Annotated in this window: 17 protein-coding genes and 2 pseudogenes; 6 read left to right on the top strand and 13 right to left on the bottom strand. The window is 38.8% G+C overall.

Annotated features, from left to right (window positions below; genetic code table 11):
• Positions 1-10: 10 nt before the first annotated feature.
• From ACE1CC_RS08665 to ACE1CC_RS08650, 4 genes are read right to left on the bottom strand one after another with little or no spacing between them, the layout of a single operon-like run.
• A complete protein-coding gene (locus ACE1CC_RS08665; protein WP_413270070.1) occupies positions 11-2302 on the bottom strand; it encodes an RNA-directed DNA polymerase in 2292 nt (763 codons plus the stop codon).
• 18 nt (positions 2303-2320) lie between these two features.
• Positions 2321-2518 carry a hypothetical protein gene (locus ACE1CC_RS08660; protein WP_413270069.1) on the bottom strand — a complete coding sequence of 66 codons (198 nt, stop codon included), beginning with the start codon at positions 2516-2518 and terminating at the stop codon, positions 2321-2323.
• A 51-nt stretch (positions 2519-2569) separates the two neighbouring features.
• Positions 2570-2992, bottom strand: a complete 423-nt coding sequence (locus tag ACE1CC_RS08655) for a type II toxin-antitoxin system VapC family toxin (protein WP_413270068.1) — start codon at positions 2990-2992, stop codon at positions 2570-2572.
• Positions 2985-3239: a YlcI/YnfO family protein gene (locus tag ACE1CC_RS08650; protein ID WP_413270067.1), complete on the bottom strand. Its 255-nt coding sequence runs from the start codon at positions 3237-3239 to the stop codon at positions 2985-2987. Before ACE1CC_RS08650 ends, ACE1CC_RS08655 begins: the two co-directional genes overlap by 8 nt.
• A gap of 177 nt (positions 3240-3416) precedes the next feature.
• Between ACE1CC_RS08650 and ACE1CC_RS08645 the strand changes: the two genes are divergently transcribed.
• From ACE1CC_RS08645 to dnaK, 6 genes and pseudogenes are all read left to right on the top strand, one after another.
• Positions 3417-3644 carry a DUF433 domain-containing protein gene (locus tag ACE1CC_RS08645; RefSeq protein ID WP_413270066.1) on the top strand — a complete coding sequence of 76 codons (228 nt, stop codon included), beginning with the start codon at positions 3417-3419 and terminating at the stop codon, positions 3642-3644.
• Positions 3641-3901: a DUF5615 family PIN-like protein gene (locus tag ACE1CC_RS08640; protein ID WP_413270065.1), complete on the top strand. Its 261-nt coding sequence runs from the start codon at positions 3641-3643 to the stop codon at positions 3899-3901. The genes ACE1CC_RS08645 and ACE1CC_RS08640 overlap by 4 nt, the downstream gene beginning before the upstream one ends.
• Positions 3841-3981: pseudogene (locus ACE1CC_RS36730) on the top strand (type ISP restriction/modification enzyme); the annotation flags it as partial. The gene ACE1CC_RS08640 and the pseudogene ACE1CC_RS36730, both read left to right, overlap by 61 nt.
• 211 nt (positions 3982-4192) lie before the next feature.
• Positions 4193-4384, top strand: a pseudogene (locus ACE1CC_RS08635) (DUF4926 domain-containing protein); the annotation flags it as partial.
• A gap of 60 nt (positions 4385-4444) precedes the next feature.
• Entirely contained in the window at positions 4445-4693 is a 249-nt protein-coding gene (locus ACE1CC_RS08630) for a hypothetical protein (protein ID WP_413270063.1), read from the top strand.
• A 700-nt stretch (positions 4694-5393) separates the two neighbouring features.
• A complete protein-coding gene (gene dnaK, locus ACE1CC_RS08625; protein ID WP_413270062.1) occupies positions 5394-7316 on the top strand; it encodes a molecular chaperone DnaK in 1923 nt (640 codons plus the stop codon).
• A 144-nt stretch (positions 7317-7460) separates the two neighbouring features.
• On the opposite strand, the gene ACE1CC_RS08620 is transcribed toward dnaK, so the two are convergent.
• The 9 genes from ACE1CC_RS08620 to ACE1CC_RS08580 form a co-directional block, all read right to left on the bottom strand.
• Positions 7461-8576: a hypothetical protein gene (locus tag ACE1CC_RS08620; protein WP_413270061.1), complete on the bottom strand. Its 1116-nt coding sequence runs from the start codon at positions 8574-8576 to the stop codon at positions 7461-7463.
• Complete coding sequence (locus tag ACE1CC_RS08615) at positions 8540-9682, bottom strand: DNA cytosine methyltransferase (RefSeq protein WP_413270060.1); 1143 nt, start codon at positions 9680-9682, stop codon at positions 8540-8542. Before ACE1CC_RS08615 ends, ACE1CC_RS08620 begins: the two co-directional genes overlap by 37 nt.
• 102 nt (positions 9683-9784) lie before the next feature.
• Positions 9785-9991: a hypothetical protein gene (locus ACE1CC_RS08610; protein ID WP_413270059.1), complete on the bottom strand. Its 207-nt coding sequence runs from the start codon at positions 9989-9991 to the stop codon at positions 9785-9787.
• A 343-nt stretch (positions 9992-10334) separates the two neighbouring features.
• Complete coding sequence (locus tag ACE1CC_RS08605; RefSeq protein ID WP_413270058.1) at positions 10335-10616, bottom strand: DUF5132 domain-containing protein; 282 nt, start codon at positions 10614-10616, stop codon at positions 10335-10337.
• Between the two features lie 54 nt (positions 10617-10670).
• On the bottom strand, positions 10671-12956 hold the full coding sequence (locus tag ACE1CC_RS08600) for a heavy metal translocating P-type ATPase (protein WP_413270057.1): 2286 nt from the start codon (positions 12954-12956) through the stop codon (positions 10671-10673).
• Positions 12957-12985: 29 nt separating this feature from the next.
• A complete protein-coding gene (locus ACE1CC_RS08595) occupies positions 12986-13960 on the bottom strand; it encodes an HMA2 domain-containing protein (RefSeq protein ID WP_413270056.1) in 975 nt (324 codons plus the stop codon).
• 312 nt (positions 13961-14272) lie between these two features.
• Positions 14273-16096: a ferrous iron transport protein B gene (feoB, locus tag ACE1CC_RS08590; protein ID WP_413270055.1), complete on the bottom strand. Its 1824-nt coding sequence runs from the start codon at positions 16094-16096 to the stop codon at positions 14273-14275.
• 143 nt (positions 16097-16239) lie between these two features.
• A complete protein-coding gene (locus ACE1CC_RS08585; protein WP_413270054.1) occupies positions 16240-16488 on the bottom strand; it encodes a FeoA family protein in 249 nt (82 codons plus the stop codon).
• 236 nt (positions 16489-16724) lie between these two features.
• Entirely contained in the window at positions 16725-17990 is a 1266-nt protein-coding gene (locus ACE1CC_RS08580; RefSeq protein ID WP_413270053.1) for an ABC transporter ATP-binding protein, read from the bottom strand.
• Positions 17991-18014: the final 24 nt, after the last annotated feature.

Below are 18014 nucleotides of genomic sequence, written 5' to 3'. Positions count from 1 at the left end.
TATTGCAATTTTACTGAAAAAGAAAACCTTCAGATTCAGCTTCTATTTCACTCTCTTCCAAAATCTCTTCAAAAGAAACTAGCCTTGGAGAACCTTTGTAACATAAAGCTCCAATCTGATAAACAGCCTGTTGGATCGGTTCAGGTATTGGACGTTTTAAACTTTTCGATACAAAATCTTGTAACTGTCGATGATCTTTGAAAAGCAAATAGTAAGCATATATACAGTTTAATTGCAATGCTATACAACTGATTTTCATCAACTTAGTTATATGTTCAATAATTCTTTCCTTGAGGATTTTTCTTGTTGATATTCTTTCTATGTATGTTAATGCTCCCTTTCGCGGCTTAACGAGATGATGGATAATTCTAGTCTTGATAAAATTATTAACAAGTTCATCATCAAAAACTTTAAAAAGATATTTAAGGCTAATCATTTGGACATCATTGCTGTAGCTTAGAGACAGGAATTTTACAAATAACCAGGAGTAATACTTACCTTTTGGGTATTTTTTAGACAACTGATACAGCCATTCCATTTGATTAATAAATATGTTAACTTCCAGATTCTTACCCGGGTTGATTTCATTCATAAATTTACAAAATTGTTCTGCTTTATGTTCATTATTAATATCTTCTATTGTGTTAAATAATGCTTGACCATCTGAAAAAGAAGATTTTTGATATTGTTGACTTGCTTTTTCCGAATCAATTTCTTTAATTAGGGAGGTTTTATCTAGCTTCTTTTCTTGCCTGGTTTGCTCCTCTTCCTGTTCTTCAATAGCCATTGCATAAACTCCATCTTTCTTTGAATGTTCAATAAATTCAATAATTTTTTCTTGAGCTTCTATAATTGTAGTTTTTGAAGAATTCAAATTCACTCCTATCTGAAAAAGTAATTCTTGCAGGAATCGTAAACTTATTAATGCTTCATTTTTATTGTTTGTAAAAATGCGAAAATCATCTACATACCTGCCAAAGTTTATGCCCAAGTTGAATAATGCTTCATCAACTTCATTGAGGAATATATTTGCTATAAATCCCTCTGCTGAATTTCCTACTGGAATACCTTTTCTATTATATGTTTCACATAATTTCCCATCAATAATTGAATAATAGAAAGTTGTAAATTTCAAAGTTTTTTCAAACAAAAGCATGAAATCATTATCTCTATTTATATTTAATTGTTTAGAGATTGCCGATAGAAGATATTCATGAGATATAGAATCATAAAAAGATGATATGTCTGTTTTCAGCATACAAGTGCTATTTTCCACTTGTGCTAATTGCCAAGCTACAAAGTCTGTAAACGCCTCATAGTAAGGCTTATATAAATATCTTTTTGCTTTATTATCTTTTTCGGGATTTGTATGAAGCCGAGAAGAAAAGCAATTTTTAACAAAGGTAAAATCTAATAATTCAGCTAAAACAGAGACAAACATAAATTTAATTACTAAATCTTTGAATGGAGTGTATATCATCCTCCTGAAGAACATATCTGATTTTGGCATATAGAAAGAAAATGCCGTGCATGGTTCATATAAATTTGGATTATCAAGAACTAATTCAACCTCTCTAAACAATCTTTCTTTATTCTCTCTGTAGTAAGCTATCTCAATAAAATTGCAGTATGAATCTTCCTTAATTCGGTAATATATAGCATAGGTATACGCTTTTTCAAAAACTTCTCTTTTCTTTATCTGTTCGATCAAAAAATATTTATTCATTAGTGTTGGATTTTGTGAGCGAGATTTAGATTTAGCTTCTACTACTGCATAGCTTCCGACAATTGAACTGCTTACACTTGTATGGAACACTGAAGTATAAGACCACATAGCATTTGGCCCAACTTTGAGAACCATAGCTTCGGGAGTAAACATTTCCCAATATGGTAAATCAGAATCATCTTCAATTTCTGGGATAAGTATCAATTCATAACCATTAGAAAAACCCATATTAAAACCTAATTCTGGAGTGGGAACAAACCAACTAATGTGATTATTTTCGATCGCTTTAATTTTGTCTCTAATAATTTCCGCATCTTCATTAGAAGTAGCGATCGTTTCCCCTCCTGATTTAAGTTTCCAAGGATTTCCTCTCGTACCTACTATCCACTCACCTTTTTCTTTCCCAGCCATCGATTTTTGTGAATAAGGAATTTTCGCTCCAATATGAAGGCTTAATTCATCTCCATAACTTAGAGTTGCTTTCCAGCAGATTTGCAAGAAAACCTTCATTGTAATCTCTGCTATTTCCCTTATATCTGTTAATTTGGTTACTTCACGAACTAAGTTATTACTCATAAATTTGATTGCCATTAGCTAAATTATACCTAAAAATTCACGCGCTTTCTGTTGTAATTCTTGATAAGTAAAATCACCACGTTCATTTTTTATTCCCCCATTCCCTGCGGCTTTTTCCTCCTCTATAAAATCTCCGAAATCTCTTCTTTCTGATTCATTCATATTAAACTCTCTGGCAACTGCTTCCACTTGTTGAATATCTTTTTTCTTACCCACTTTAGTTTTGCTCTTATTATATCGTTTACACCTTATTGAAAACTACTGGATTCATGCCTCCAGTTTTTTAACATAAGCTGGACATGGCGTAAGTGTATTGAGCAAAGATTGATCTGCTGTCCAAAATTCAGCCGATTCTAATTCGGAGACTGCTAAAAAAGCCGCATCATAGAGAGTTGCTAGAGAGAACTGTTCGGCAATTTCATAAGTTTTTGCACGGATGCGATCGCTATCCAAATAATCCACAGGCATTTGGCAGAAATCATCATAAAATTCCGCTGCTTGGGTTGCGGTAATTACTCCCAATCTTACTTTTTTTCGTAATACTGAGCCAACTTCTGTCCAAGCAAATGCAGGTGCAACTAAACGGACATTTGATGTTAGTAATGGAGTGATTAAATTTCTCGCTTGGGGTTGTAATGTTTCCGGTAAAAGATAAGGAATCCAGACGCTAGTATCGATACATTTAGTCACGCCGTCCCTCATTTGTTCGCAACTGACGAATTAATTCCACAGAACTTTGTTGAATGCCTGTTTTGGCTTCTACTTCGGAACTTCGAGCGACAATTCGCTGATGTGCTGCTAGACTGCGCCTTCTTTTTACTTCGCGTGCGATCGCATCAACCACCATCTCATTAAAAGACTCTCCACCTTCGCGAAACTGTCTTGCTTGCTCCAGCAAATCGGTAGGGATACGAATAGTTACAGCTTCTCTTTCCATAGTTATAATTTATGATATCATAAAATGATATCATATTGTGAAAAAATTTTATCTATGGCAATCCTCCCTACAATGCTTATCAAGCGGAGGATATGAACAATCGCAAATATTTAATAATGGATAGGCGTGTGAGTGTATCAACATTTTTGTCCACCATCGTTAGGAGAGCAATTAGCTATGAAATTTACCAGAATTACTGTCAATCCGAAAAAAATGGGGGGAGTTCCTTGCATTCGTGATTTACGCATTCCCGTTGCTACTGTGGTGGGAATGTTTGCCGAAGGAATGAGAGAACAGGAAATTTTAGAAGCATTTCCTAACCTGGAAATAGAGGATATTCAAGAAGCTTTATATTATGCTGCTCAAGCAGTTAGAGAAAGAGAATTACCCTTATTAAGTGCATGAAATTTTTGATTGACAACGCTTTATCTTCGATGATAGCAATTGGATTGCAACAAGCAGGTTTTGATGCTGTTCATGTTTGTGATTATGGTATGCACGCATCGGAAGATATGGAAATTTTTGAACTTGCTGCCCAAGAAAACCGAACAGTTGTTTCAGCAGATACAGATTTTGGTACTTTACTTGCGCTTAGACAGGACGGAGCGGGATTACAAATGATCCGAATCGACTGGATGATGAAGAATATATTGTCCGCTTAATTAAACAGGTGATTACAGTGAGTTTAGAAACGGTTAAAATTGTCAAAGGGTTGCCAGAGTTAGGATTGCCGAAAGATTAAATAAAACTGCGATCTGAGATCTTGTGTCTGCGGTTTGAACCCGCCTGCGAATCAATTCGCAGGCTAATAGCTGAAGTCCATTAAAATGGACTGAAAGCGTTGATTTGGATTACTAATATTTTAGTCCTCTTCAGAGGACTTTAGCTACTCGCTGTGGAAATTGATTTCCAGGCGGATGTTGCGACTAGTACAAAATCTGAGTAAAAAACCAATGATTAAACCTAATTTATTTGATGTAGTCGAAATGTTGGTTGATCTTCCTGAAATAGGGCTTCAGGTTGGCGATCGCGGTGCTATTGTAGAGGAATATAGCGATCGCGCCTACGAAATCGAATTTACCAACCCACAAGGGGAAACTCTCGCACTTCATACCCTTTCACCCGAACAGTTTATCGTAGTTTGGATTGTCAAATGTTAATATATTGGTGAAAAAAGCAGCTAGTTTAAAAAATAGGCAGTAGAAATGGAAGCACAAGAACTGAAGCAAATCATTCAAGAAAGTGTACGAGAAACCATCCGAGAAACCATTCGTGAAGTGTTAAAGGAAGAACGACTTGCTCTTTCTTTAGCTTTGATTCCCCGTGTTAGTGAAAAAGAAATGCAGGAAATTCAAGCACAATTTGGTTCACGATCCGATTATGACAAAGATGATTTTGTGAATATGACAGATTGGGTGCGACATGGAACTAACCTTCAGGAAAAATTCAATTAAGTTTATCAAAAAGCTCTCAGCTAAAGATGCTGAGAAAATTCAGACTAAAATCCTTTATTTGCTTGACGCAATTGAACGATCGGGCGTAGTACCATCAGGAGAGCTTGATATTAAAATGTTAGAGGGAGAATGGCAAGGTTTTTAAGAATGAGAGTGGGCAAAATTAGAATTATTTTTACAATTGATACTGAACGAGATGAACTCCAGATTTATAATATAGGTTTTAGAGGAGATATTTACAATAATTGATTTTGGCTAGATAGAACTAATCTTGATGAAAAATTGAAATAAAACTTTTACCTTCCTTCCCTTCAACCTTGAAAAAACCTTCTGCCTTCTGCCTTCTGCCCTCTGCCTTTCTGCAAAAAGACGGCAAATACAACTATTTAATTACGGTTCGCACCAATCGCGGAATGGGTGGAATTGCTTAAAGTATTGATTAGTGGCAGCACCAAGCAGCTACGAAAAAACCTCCCGAAAGGCAACCGTCCTTTAAAGGTTCGGAAACCTCGCCTTCATAATCACCCCGATCGCCGCTGAGTATAGAAAAGAGTTCTGTGTTGTGCAGAACAATATACAAGTTGAACAAAGTTGGTGAAAGGGCTCGGTTGGTGCAGTTAGCAGTGCTGTCTTGCTCTCGATTTAACTAATCAATCGAGCCTAGTAAATTTTGTAGTTAGATGGGAAACCGAACACTCTTATGGCAAAAGTTGTTGGAATTGACTTAGGTACGACTAACTCCTGTGTGGCTGTAATGGAAGGTGGTAAACCCACAGTCATCGCCAACGCAGAGGGTTTTCGGACTACACCTTCGGTTGTAGCTTATGCTAAAAATGGCGATCGCTTAGTCGGACAAATCGCCAAGCGCCAAGCGGTAATGAACCCAGAAAATACGTTCTATTCCGTAAAGCGCTTTATTGGACGTAAATTTGACGAAATTACTCACGAAGCTACAGAAGTTTCCTATAAAGTCCTGCGCGATAGCAACGCAAACGTTAAATTAGATTGTCCAGCACAAGGCAAACAATTTGCACCTGAAGAAATCTCTGCACAAGTTCTTCGCAAGCTGGTAGATGACGCAAGCAAATATCTGGGTGAAACAGTTACGCAAGCAGTAATTACCGTACCTGCTTACTTTAACGACTCCCAACGTCAAGCGACTAAAGACGCTGGTAAGATTGCTGGGATTGAAGTTCTGCGGATCATCAACGAACCTACAGCTGCATCCTTAGCTTACGGTTTGGATAAGAAAGCTAACGAAACCATTCTGGTATTTGACTTGGGTGGTGGTACTTTCGACGTTTCTATCCTAGAAATTGGCGATGGTGTGTTTGAAGTGTTGGCGACTTCTGGCGATACTCACCTGGGTGGTGACGACTTCGACAAGAAAATCGTTGATTACTTAGCTGAAGCATTCCGAAAAGATGAAGGTATCGATCTTCGCAAAGACAAACAAGCTTTGCAACGTCTGACGGAAGCAGCAGAAAAGGCGAAAATTGAATTGTCCAGCGTGACTCAAGCGGAAATCAACCTGCCTTTCATCACTGCGACTCAAGATGGGCCGAAACACTTAGAAATGACGTTAACAAGGGCGAAATTTGAGGAAATTTGCTCTGATTTAATCGATCGCTGCCGCATTCCAGTAGAAACTGCGGTTCGCGACGCGAAGATTGATAAGTCTGCGATCGATGAAGTAGTGCTAGTTGGTGGTTCTACTCGTATCCCCGCTGTGCAAGAAGTGGTGAGACGGTTGTTGGGTAAAGAACCTAACCAAAGCGTTAACCCGGATGAAGTGGTAGCAGTTGGCGCAGCTATTCAAGCTGGTGTACTTTCCGGCGATGAAGGTGCATCTGGTATCTTGTTGCTAGACGTAACTCCGCTGTCTCTGGGTGTGGAAACTCTTGGCGGTGTCATGACCAAGATTATCACTCGCAACACTACCATTCCTACCAAGAAATCGGAAGTATTCTCCACTGCGGTTGACGGACAAACTAACGTAGAAATTCACGTTCTCCAAGGGGAACGGGAAATGTCCACCGACAACAAGAGTCTGGGTACTTTCCGCTTAGATGGTATTCCCCCTGCGCCTCGTGGAGTTCCCCAAATCGAAGTAACTTTCGATATCGATGCTAACGGTATCCTGAACGTAACTGCGAAGGACAGAGGTACTGGTAAAGCTCAATCGATCAGCATCACTGGCGCTTCTACTTTGCCGAAAGATGAAGTCGATCGCATGGTGAAACAAGCAGAACAAAATGCTTCTGCTGATAAGGAACGTCGGGAACGGATCGATCGCAAAAACCAAGCTGATTCTTTAGCATACCAAGCGGAAAAACAACTTGCAGAATTGGGTGACAAAGTACCCGCTGCTGACAAGTCTAAACTAGAAGGTTTAATTAAAGACTTGAAGGATGCTGTTGCTAAAGAAGACGACGAACAAATCAAGAAATTGATGCCAGAAGTGCAACAAACTCTGTACAGCATCGGTAGCAATATCTATCAGCAAGCTGGTGGTGCTGCGCCTAGTGGCGATGGTACTGGTGCTGCGCCAGGCGGTGGTTCTACCGGAACTTCCGGTGGTGGCGATGATGTAATCGACGCTGAATTTTCGGAAACTAAGTAATCATTAGTCATTAGTCATTGGTCATTAGTCATTAGTCATTGGGAAAAACAAATGACAAAGGACAAATGACGAATGACAGATAACAAAAAGGTTGATAATGGTAGCTAAAATGCTCCTTATCAACCTTTTTGGTTTTTGAGTGTTTTATGGTGCAATCACTTGATTAGTTGGTTTGCGTCGTGCTAGTGCTGCCAAAAGGCGATCGAGTGGAGGACAAATAGGCGCACGAATTATGTCTTGAAAACTTGGTCTTCTAGGAGAACTATTTGCCGAATCGGATGTCATCGGGCCAGCAAATAATTGTGGGTTTGACAGATCTATAACTCCCGTAGGCATGGCAAAATTTTCCTGATATGAAAAACTTAGCAAATTAACTTCTGAAGTATTGTTAGACAGGAATTGTCGTATATTTAAAGCAGTAGAAGCACAGATGTAATCTACTAGTAAATCCTGCACAACCCAGATCGCTTTTCCACCCCAATTAATGGCAATTTCACTCTTAACAATTAGTTGACTTACCATCCTTGCCCATACTTGACGGTAATTAATACTAGGGGCATTATGGTGTCTACCAAGCAGCACATCTTCAAATGCCATTGGGATTGTACTTCGTGCTTTTTTGTCTCCGCCAGAAGTGCTAGAAGTCATAATTTCTATAATGCTTGGCACTCCAGTTGGACAATCTTCTACATAGTATTCATTACCTTTTTTGGTAATTGTATAACCACCATTTTGCAGAAGTTTTTGTAATTTACTCCAAGGTAAATTTGTTGTGCTTTCAATTTCTGACTGACTAACTGAGGAAATTGGCATGAGCAGATAATCAAAAGTGTAATCAAAGGACATTTGAACCTCGTTGATTACACTAATAAATTTTAATTTAACTTCAGGCCAAATACCTAGTCGCGTACCGGAAGGATATCCAAGTAACCTTAAAGTTGCAATTTCGGCGTTTATTTGATGCGTTCTTTCTCCTGCTCTTTCACGCCCTAATACAAGCAATCTTCTAGGACAAACAATCCAAGGTGCTGAGTTATTTTTAACTTGTATAGAACATACACCAGCAGCAAGTTTAGCACGATTAGGAGACATTTCTTTTAATGCAGGATTGCGAGATAAATCTATTTGTGAAAGATAGCGATTACCGCCACCATCACAATCGCAACCCATGAAAGGGCAGCGTGCTGCCATGCGATTTTGTTGGGCTTCTTCTGAGCGATCGTCTATCGGGTAGCCAAAGATTTCAAAGAGTTTCGGCACTCTAAATTCCTCTTAATTGCTTCTGCAAGTATACGAGCAACTGGCGGCGGTACAGAGTTAGCAATTTGTCTGTGTTGATCGAGATATTTCACCCTACCTGAACGACTTTTTATTGGCCCTTTAAGTAAATATTCATCGGGGTAGCCGTGAAGTCGCATATACTCGCGGGGTGTTAAATAGCGGTCTTCTATTGGGTGAAAAAATATCTCTCCGCAGCGCAATGTTAAGGCAGGTTCGGTACGCGACAAACGACGAAATTTTGTGGTATCTTTTTTGGCAAGATTGCCGCGCTGACTCTGGGGAAGATGCAATTCTTTTGCTAAATAAGAACCTTCTGGTACGCCATTTATACGCCTTCTATCTCCATCAGGAGTTACATCTACATGGCTATTTTCTGAAATAATTTCGGTTTTAGATTTTGGTTTTCCTAGTCCTTCAATAGCTTCGCCAACTGTTAGGTAAGGGGGCAATGGAAACAGGGGAAGTGATTGTGTTGCCGGACAATGCGTGGGGGAAGGAAAGTCAAATTGATTGGGTTTTAAGGTGCTAACAATAAACACTCTCTCCCGGATTTGGGGTACGCCATAATCGGCAGCAATAATAGTTTTCCAATTAGTAAGGTAATTAAGATTTTGCAACTGTTGTAATAGTAATTCAAAAACTCCTCCGATTTTGCCACTGCGATCGGGTGCATTTAGCAATCCTTTAACTTGCTCAATTAAAATTACTTTCGGGCGGAATACATCGGCAAATCGCGTCATTTCAAAAAGTAACATTCCTCGATCGTCTTCCAGGCATTTTCGCTTGCCAATTTGAGAAAATGACTGACAGGGTGGCCCACCAAAAAGTAAATCAAGTTCACCCGGTTTTATGTCTAAATCTCTCATTAATTTTTCCGGATCGATGTGGCGAATATCATTTTCAATAATCCGAGTTTGGCGTTGATCGCGACTAATAGATGTACGCAAAGTTTCACAACAGTAAGGATCTATTTCTATGCAAGCTAGAACATCAAATCCTGCTTGGATTACTCCTATATCCATACCTCCTGCACCTGAAAAGAGAGATACAGCAGAGAATATATTTTTTGTCTGTTTTTTTACCACCAATTCAGTATTCCTTAAGGAACAATAGCTATTATGCTATATATTTTTACCTTATTTTAGGGTAAAAAGCCGATATAAATTGATAGCGATCGCACTTGTAAATTATGAGTCGGAAAGATTTTCTTTTGTTGTTACAGAATTAGCTTTTCCTAAACGATAAGCTGTCAGGGGACTGTTACGAATATCTTCTTCTGCTTGTGCGATCGCTTTATCCAGCAATATATTCAAAGCATCATATTGTCGAACTACTTCTCGCAGTTTAGCAACATGGCGTTTGATCATTTCTGGATCTGGCTGCTTGTTATTCATGTTAATTTCTTGAAGAGTAGCTTTTCTAAGATATATTATATTTTTCTTGCCATTGCTTCAAAATATCTATGGGAAATTGTAGGGACACGGCATTCCATAGATAAGGTAGAAGTTGCAAATGTTAATTATGCCGTGTCCCTACCCTCACCAACAGACTTATTCAGCAAGCCCTAGCTATAGTTTATACCAAATCTAATTTAACTACTTCTTTTCGCCTAATAACAAAGCTGATAGTGATTTTCAAAGAATGCTCCAAGTGCGGGAGTTCTCTTTGGAAAGTTGGATATCAACAGAAGAAGTGAGGAATAGCGATAGTTGAGTTAACTAACTTTCAATCTATAGTTCAAGAATTGTTGGTTCGATCGCTAGAATCCACCTGTTTTTCAGCGGCTAATTCGGCTTTTACTTCTGCTACTAAATCTTCCCAAACTTCTACGGCTTCTGCTGCGGTGTCTTTGCTTTTTTCGTAAAGTTCAAAACTGGTTTTAATTGTGGTTTTGGCGATCGCTTTCCCAGCTTTAGCAACTACGGGAAGTACTATTGGTGCTAATGCTACTACGCCAACACCGATCGCGATCGCCTGTCCCCGATTTTTAATTTGTAATTGTTTCCAATCAAAAGGCATAATTTCCTCCTCTTTCATCTGTGTTCATCTGTGGTTTAAAAACAATTTTATTTATCAATGTTCGCTACTATTAATAGTGGAAGTGTAACGATGAACTAATAAAGGTCTTAAACCGTTGACTCCGGCGGCGATCGCAGAACCATTATGCACGACTGCGGCTAATAATGGGTTTAGTCCAATTGTTGATGCTATCCCGATCGCGGCGAGATTTGGTACTACTGAAAGACCAATATTTTGGTGGGTGATTTGCATGGTTTCTTTGGCGATCGCGATCGCATCTAGCAAACTCCACAATTCGTTATTCATTAATACTACATCGGCGGTTTCTCTGGCGACTTCGGAACCTCCTGCAAAGGATATTGAAACATCTGCATAAGCAAGCGCCACTGAATCATTTAAACCATCTCCCACGAAGGCGACTGTTTTACCTGATTCGTGCAATTTACGGACAATTTCGGCTTTGACTTCCGGGAAAGCTTCGGCGTGAATTTGTTCGTTTGTCATGGCTAATTCTCGCCCTACTGCATTGGCTCTGGCTTGGTTATCACCTGTTAAGAGATGTATCTCTAAACCATAGCGCGATCTTAATTTTTCTAACACGGTTTTGGTTTCAATTCGCAAAGGATCAGCATATTTTAATACTCCTTGAAATTCTCCGTTGCTGGCGATGTACATTACGGAAGAATCGGCGGAAATTGGACAATCTTCATGGCGCGAGTTACATTTTCCTAAAATACAAGGATGTTTTTCATAGAAACAGTCGATGCTAATTCCTTGTTTGCGTAAAAAGCGATCGCTTCCTACCAAAACTTTTTCGCCGTCAATTTCTGCACTGACTCCTAAACCTACATCAAATTGCAATTCTTCCCTTGGCAAAATCTCTACGTTTTGCGATTCTGCATAGTGAATTACTGCTTCTGCTAAGGGATGAGTTAACCTTTGTTCGGCGGATGCTGCTAGTTGTAAAAGTCGTTTTGGAGTGGTGCGATCGCTAACAGTATCAACTTCAACAATTTGCAAGTCTCCTTGAGTTAAAGTTCCGGTTTTATCAAAAACAATTGTATCGACTTTCGCTAATTGTTCTAAAGTTCTACCGCTACGAATTAAAATTCCGTGTTTCGCTGCATGGTTGATTGCGGCTAAAAATGTGGTAGGAATTGCGAGGCGAATTCCTGTGACAAAATCCAAGCTTAAAATCGAAGCAACTCTAGTAGAATCACGAGTAATTGCCCAAGTTGCACCTGCTAAAGCTAAGGCTGGTAAAATGGCTTTATCGGCTACATTTGAGGCATAATTTTCCATTCGAGTATCGTGAACTGGCGCTTGTTTTACTAATTCGATACTTGCGCCTGCGCGAGTTTGTTTTCCGACTCGTTGGGTTTCAATATAAATTTTACCCGATCGCACTAAAGTAGAAGCAAAAACGCTTTCTCCTAATCTTCTCACGACTGGCATTGATTCGCCAGTTAATCTTTGTTGATCGATCGCAGCTTCTCCTTTAATTACTTTCCCATCAACCGGAATTTGTTCCCCTGGATAAACGACAACGGTATCACCAACTTTGACTTCTGTAGCGGCGACTTGGCGAATTTCGCCCTTTTCCTCTACCCAAGCAAAGTGACTTAAACTATCCAAAAGATCGGCGGTTTCACAAGCAGAAGAACGGGCGGTGCGATCGCGTATTGCATCCCCAGTTTCATGTAACAATAATAATAATGCTGGGGTTAACCAATCTCCCTGCATTGAGGAAGCACCTAACGCTAAAACATCTAAACAATCTATGTTTAATTTCTTTTCTTTAACTAAGCTTTCTCCCGCTCTTTTTGCTACAGGTAATCCGGCGGCTATTACGGAACTTGCTACTACAATTTGGGGAATCGGAACGCGAAAAGTAGTTCTTAATAATGCTAAAATTGTCGCTATTGCTGGTAAAGTTAAATCAGACCAATCAAAGGATTCTTCTGTTTCTGATTTTTCAATTTCTGGTTTAATTACTTTGGGTAATTCTGTGTTTGTTACCCGCAAATCCATGTTTTGAATGTGACTCGCTAAGAGCGATCGCATTTCAATTTCGGAGTGTAGTTTCGTTGTATAATTAATCGCAATTGAACCAGCATCAGGGTTAACTCTTACTTTAGTTACACCCTTTAATGCTTCCATTGATTTTTGCAAACGTTTGGCATATCGCGGATCTTTACTGAGTCTAGGTACGCGAAACCTCACTCTACCGGGAACTGCATGAACTAAACTACAAACAGATGTAGAAGGCTGAATTATAACGTTAGTTTCTATTTGATTAGTTTTTAAATTCACCCTGTCTAAAATTACTGAATTTGCCATCTCTACATTTCCTTTATGACTTACGTCGTTCATGTAAATTTTGTTAAAAATGAATTCAGCAACTCTAACGCTATTCCTGGTTTTAAGTCTTGCCAATTACTACTAAAATCTGATGGTTGAGTTACTGTAATTGCAGAATTTGAATTGTTATTACTCTCTACATTGGGAACGGATATTGCAGGAGAATCAGTTAAATTTTCTGGTTCTTCTGCGGGGGAATCTGTCGATTTTACTAAAGCGATTAAACGATCGCGCACAGCTGCATCCGGCATCCCATTTGTATAATAACTGATTGCGACTGAACCAACGCGATCGCTAATGCGAAGATTAGTTACAGACGAATCTGTGCTGAAAACTTCTTGCAATTGTTTCGCATATTCAGCATTTTTTACTAACTTTGGTACTCGCAAACGAATTCTACCGGGAATTGTATGAACTATCTCAATTGAGTTAGTTTCAGAAGTGGTTGTTTGGGGGGAAGTTGCGATCGCTTCTGGCTGAATTAATATAGTTTCTGAACTACTATTTTCTGTTGGAGAAACAGAGATAGAAGCAGCTTCGATTTGATTTAATACTTGTCGAGTTAAACTCGCCGTCATCAAATTTACCAACATTCCCCAACCACCATTGAGGCGCAATGCTTCTGTTACAATCATGCCAGCAATCATTGGTAATAAAGCATCTACATTCGGATGTTGATACAAAAAATTACCAACTTGTTTTTCCGGCGACATTTGCGGCGGAGTTATCCCACTTACCCCCCATTTTTGCAGAATATCTAACATTGAAGGTAAGGTGAGAACTCGCGGATCGAAGATAATAATTAAATTGCCAGTTGCTTCGTCAGTTTGAACAGCACAAACACCTTTTTGCTGTTGTAACTGTTGTCCTAACATATTTAACCATAAGTTACTAGCAGCATCATTGGCTTTTAGTTGGATGCAACCTGCGATCGCTTGTACTAATTCAATACTGCTTGTTTGACTTGTTTCTTTATTACCCATTTTTGTTAAAACTTCCCTTTAACTTCACCGCAAGACATTTTAGATTTTCGATTCTAAAATTACAACTCTCTAAAATCGAAAATCTAAATTTAATACTAAATCCTTTCTAATGAACCGCAGAGACACAGAGAGCGCAGAGAGAAGAGAGAGAAGATATATAGCCAGTCTAAATCAATTGTTAAAATTTCTTATTCTCTCTTCTTTCTTCGTGTTCTTCGTGTCTAACTGCTACGCACCGCTACGCGAACGTGGTTCAAAAAAAGTCTTGTTCACGAATCATTTAGACTGGCTATATGAGGTAACTAACTCGGATTATCTCCAGCCTAAAGCTAAGGCACTTTGGTAGAAAATGAAGCTAGCCAGCCAAGCGAAACCCAAGGAATAAGCTAAAGCAAATACAGTGAATTTCCAAGTTTTAGCTTCATTAAATAATGTCGCTGTTGTGACTAAGCAGGGAGTGTAAAGCAAACAGAAAATACAGAAACTATAGGCTTGAATAAAAGTAACTGTTCCGGCAATTTGGCTAGTTACTGCATCTTCACCCAATGCGTAGATTACAGCTAAAGAACCTACCACAACTTCTTTAGCAATTACGCCAAATAACAAAGCTAAAGTTAAATAGGGATTAATGCCAATTGGTTCCATAATTGGACTTAAAAATTGTCCGATTTGTCCACCAATTGTGTTTAATCCTGTTGCACCTGGAGGCAAATTTGTTACTACCCAAACGGCGACACAACCTAAAGTAATGAAACCAGAAGCCCTAGTCAAAAACTCTTTTACTTCTCCCCAACCTCTGAAGAAGACGTGCTTTAAAGTTGGGACTCGATAAGGAGGTAATTCTAATACAAAAGGTTCTTCATTTTTAAATAATCCTTGGAAAAGTGCAGCCGTAACTATGGCAGCTACAAAACTAAGGAGATACAAAGAAAATAACACTAAAGCACCATTACCATTAGGAATAACCGCCGCAATAATAAACACAAAAACTTGCAATCTCGCCGCACATAACGAAAAAGGAATGACTAACATTGTTAATAGTCGCAGCGACTTAGAACGCATGACTCTAGTTCCCATTAAAGCCGGAACATTGCAGCCAAATCCCATCATTTGCATGACAAAACTGCGTCCATCTAGCCCTAATTTTGCCATGAAAGCATCCATTAAATAGGCAGAACGAGATAAATAACCGCTATCTTCTAAAACTGCCATTATCATGAAAAACAATACAATTAATGGCACAAAAGAAGCGACAGTTGCTAATCCGCCCCAAAGTCCATTAACAATAAAATCTTGGGCTAATTGCGGTAAGGGACTAACTAATGGTTCAATGGCATTAGTTTGTAACCAAGTTGTGATTTGATCCATGATGTCTTGGGAAGGTAATCCCACATTCCAGACTACCCAAAACACTGCGAACATTCCCGCAAAAAATAAGGGTAAACCTAAGATTGGATGTAGTAAAAAGCGATCGATCTGCTGAGTAATATTAACTGCCATCTGTGAAGGCATTTGTACCGCACCTGTGAGAATATTTTCTATCTCTTCAATAGAAATATTCACCTCTTCACATAAGCAAGCTTTCCGATTAGTAGGAAAACTTTCTGCTAATTGTTGACAAATCGCCCGATAAGCTCTTTCGTATCCTCTGCCATATTTAGCACTCATCATAAAAACAGGTAACTCTAAGCGTTTCGCTAACTCATTTACCTGAATTTCCACACCATAATGCTTGGCTTCATCTGCCATATTGAGAATAATAATTGCTGGCAAACCTAAAGCTTTAATTTGCCAAGCTAAACGAATTTGTCTGTCAATTTGGGCAGCATTTAAAATAACAACAACTAAATCAACGCCAAAGTTTTCTAAAAAGTGCTGAACGACTTTTTCATCCTCAGAAAAACCTTTGAGATCGTAAATTCCTGGTAAATCTACAAACTCTACAGTTTCATTATTAATATTGATATGAGCTTGTAATAAATCTACCGTCACTCCGGGCCAATTTCCCACAAAAGCCGTTGCACCTGTCAACCTATTAAACAACGTTGATTTTCCAGTGTTCGGCATTCCAATCAGAGCAACTCTTTTTACTGCTTTAGCGGTTTTTACAGCAGTAGCATCTGAATGACAGTTCATAATTTCACCTGCAAAACTTAGTAACTTAATGATTGAGCAATCCTATTTAGGTTATGAACTCTTTCTTCTCTCTGCGTCCTCTGCGTCTCTGTGGTTCAAAAAATCATTAAGGATTGCTATAGCTGAATTTAACTATTTTCAGCTTAATTTGTCGCTTCCATTGTCTGAATCAATACCATTTTCGCTTCAGTTCTTCTAATAGCTATTTCAGTAGTAGAACCGACTCGAATGTGCAAAGGCCCACCAAACCAAGCTTGCCGTAAAACTCGAATTGGTCTGTTAGGAACAATTCCCATTGCTTCTAAGCGTTTAGCTAATCCTTGACCGTGACGGCTAAGTTGTACGCTTTCTACGATCGCCAAACTACCCGGCTTTAGTTCTGATAAAGTCATTGTTTTAGTTGGGTTTATTTCTTTTGTTTATGTTTACAAATTACAGTATTTGGGAAATATTTTCAATTAGCTTTGATAGCTAATTTTACTGACTTTTCCGACCATACAAAACCACCTGATACTGATGGGAAGCAGGTTTTAGGTAGATCGACTTACATGGATTGTCCTTAGTTCTACAAAAAAGTTATGTAATCAAAGCATAACTTTACTTTTGAATAAGAAACTTAAAAATCTTACTAATCTCTGGGAAAGATAGCTAAGTTAGTTTCAGAGTCAAATAAATGAATTTTTTTACTTTGCAACGCTAAGGAGATTTTGTCACCAATACTTACTTGTCTTTCCGGTGGAACTCGCACTTGTAGAGTCAAATTCGGGTTAGTTTCACCCAGCAAGTGAACTGATAAATGAGTTTCGTTTCCTAACGCTTCCACCAAATCTACTTCTACTTGTAAATTTTCTGGTGCAGGAATGCTGAGATTAAAATGTTCGGGACGAATGCCTAAAATTAGGGATTGGCGATCGTACTTTCGCAAAGCAGATTCCCAAATTTCCGGTAAAGTTAAACGAAATTGGGGATGATTAATTAATAGTGGCGCTTGGAATTGTACGGGAATAAAATTCATTGGTGGAGAACCAATAAATTGCGCCACAAACATATTAGCTGGACTGTTGTATAATTCTAAAGGTTTAGCTAATTGTTGTAATTGACCTTGATTCATTACCGCAATGCGATCGCCCATCGTCATCGCTTCCGTTTGATCGTGAGTCACATAAATAGTAGTAGTACCCAATTGTCTTTGTAATTTGACAATTTGGGCGCGAGTTTCCGCCCTTAATTTCGCATCTAAATTTGATAAAGGTTCATCCATTAAGAAAACTTGGGGATTTCTGGCGATCGCACGTCCTAAAGCTACCCGTTGTTTTTGTCCCCCAGAAAGTTGCTTTGGTAAACGTGACAACAGCGACTCAATTTGTAATAACTGCGCCACATTTTTTACTTGCTTCTGAACAGCTTTCTCCCGTTCCGAAAGATAACGCAAACCTTTGGGTAAAGACTTAGTTACTCTGACTAACAAATCTTCTTTAAATTGGACAATTTTCTCCCCTGGATTGACAGGCAAGATGCCTGTGCTACGGTTCATTCGCCGCAAACCAAAAGCGATGTTATCATAAACAGTTAAATGGGGATAGAGAGCGTAATTTTGAAATACCATTGCGATGTCGCGTTCTTTTGGTGGTAGATCGTTCACCAATCTTTCTCCCACCCAAATATTACCGCCTGTTAATTCTTCCAATCCCGCAATTAACCGCAATAAAGTACTTTTACCACAACCAGAAGGGCCAACTAACACCATAAATTCCCCATCTTCCACCGTCAAATTAATGCGGCGTAAGACGGGAGTAGATGAGAGAGAATCATTTCCTTTTTCTGCTTTCGGTTCTTCAATTACTTTGCTTTCGGAAAAACTTTTATAGACATTTTCTAAAACAACTTGTGCCATAATTTATTCCCATATTCTGCTTTT

This window comes from Floridaenema aerugineum BLCC-F46 (assembly GCF_041929345.1).
Taxonomy (GTDB): Bacteria; Cyanobacteriota; Cyanobacteriia; order Cyanobacteriales; family Aerosakkonemataceae; genus Floridanema; species Floridanema aerugineum.
Note: the sequence above shows the minus strand (reverse complement) of the source record. Positions and strands in the feature narration are given on the sequence as shown.

Coding starts and splice junctions, on each gene's coding strand:
- ACE1CC_RS08665 (WP_413270070.1), bottom strand. CDS start 2,302: ATGAGTAATAACTTAGTTCGTGAAGTAACCAAATTAACAGATATAAGG.
- ACE1CC_RS08650 (WP_413270067.1), bottom strand. CDS start 3,239: ATGGAAAGAGAAGCTGTAACTATTCGTATCCCTACCGATTTGCTGGAG.
- ACE1CC_RS08645 (WP_413270066.1), top strand. CDS start 3,417: ATGAAATTTACCAGAATTACTGTCAATCCGAAAAAAATGGGGGGAGTT.
- ACE1CC_RS08640 (WP_413270065.1), top strand. CDS start 3,641: ATGAAATTTTTGATTGACAACGCTTTATCTTCGATGATAGCAATTGGA.
- ACE1CC_RS08630 (WP_413270063.1), top strand. CDS start 4,445: ATGGAAGCACAAGAACTGAAGCAAATCATTCAAGAAAGTGTACGAGAA.
- dnaK (WP_413270062.1), top strand. CDS start 5,394: ATGGCAAAAGTTGTTGGAATTGACTTAGGTACGACTAACTCCTGTGTG.
- ACE1CC_RS08610 (WP_413270059.1), bottom strand. CDS start 9,991: ATGAATAACAAGCAGCCAGATCCAGAAATGATCAAACGCCATGTTGCT.
- ACE1CC_RS08605 (WP_413270058.1), bottom strand. CDS start 10,616: ATGCCTTTTGATTGGAAACAATTACAAATTAAAAATCGGGGACAGGCG.
- ACE1CC_RS08600 (WP_413270057.1), bottom strand. CDS start 12,956: ATGGCAAATTCAGTAATTTTAGACAGGGTGAATTTAAAAACTAATCAA.
- ACE1CC_RS08595 (WP_413270056.1), bottom strand. CDS start 13,960: ATGGGTAATAAAGAAACAAGTCAAACAAGCAGTATTGAATTAGTACAA.
- feoB (WP_413270055.1), bottom strand. CDS start 16,096: ATGAACTGTCATTCAGATGCTACTGCTGTAAAAACCGCTAAAGCAGTA.
- ACE1CC_RS08585 (WP_413270054.1), bottom strand. CDS start 16,488: ATGACTTTATCAGAACTAAAGCCGGGTAGTTTGGCGATCGTAGAAAGC.
- ACE1CC_RS08580 (WP_413270053.1), bottom strand. CDS start 17,990: ATGGCACAAGTTGTTTTAGAAAATGTCTATAAAAGTTTTTCCGAAAGC.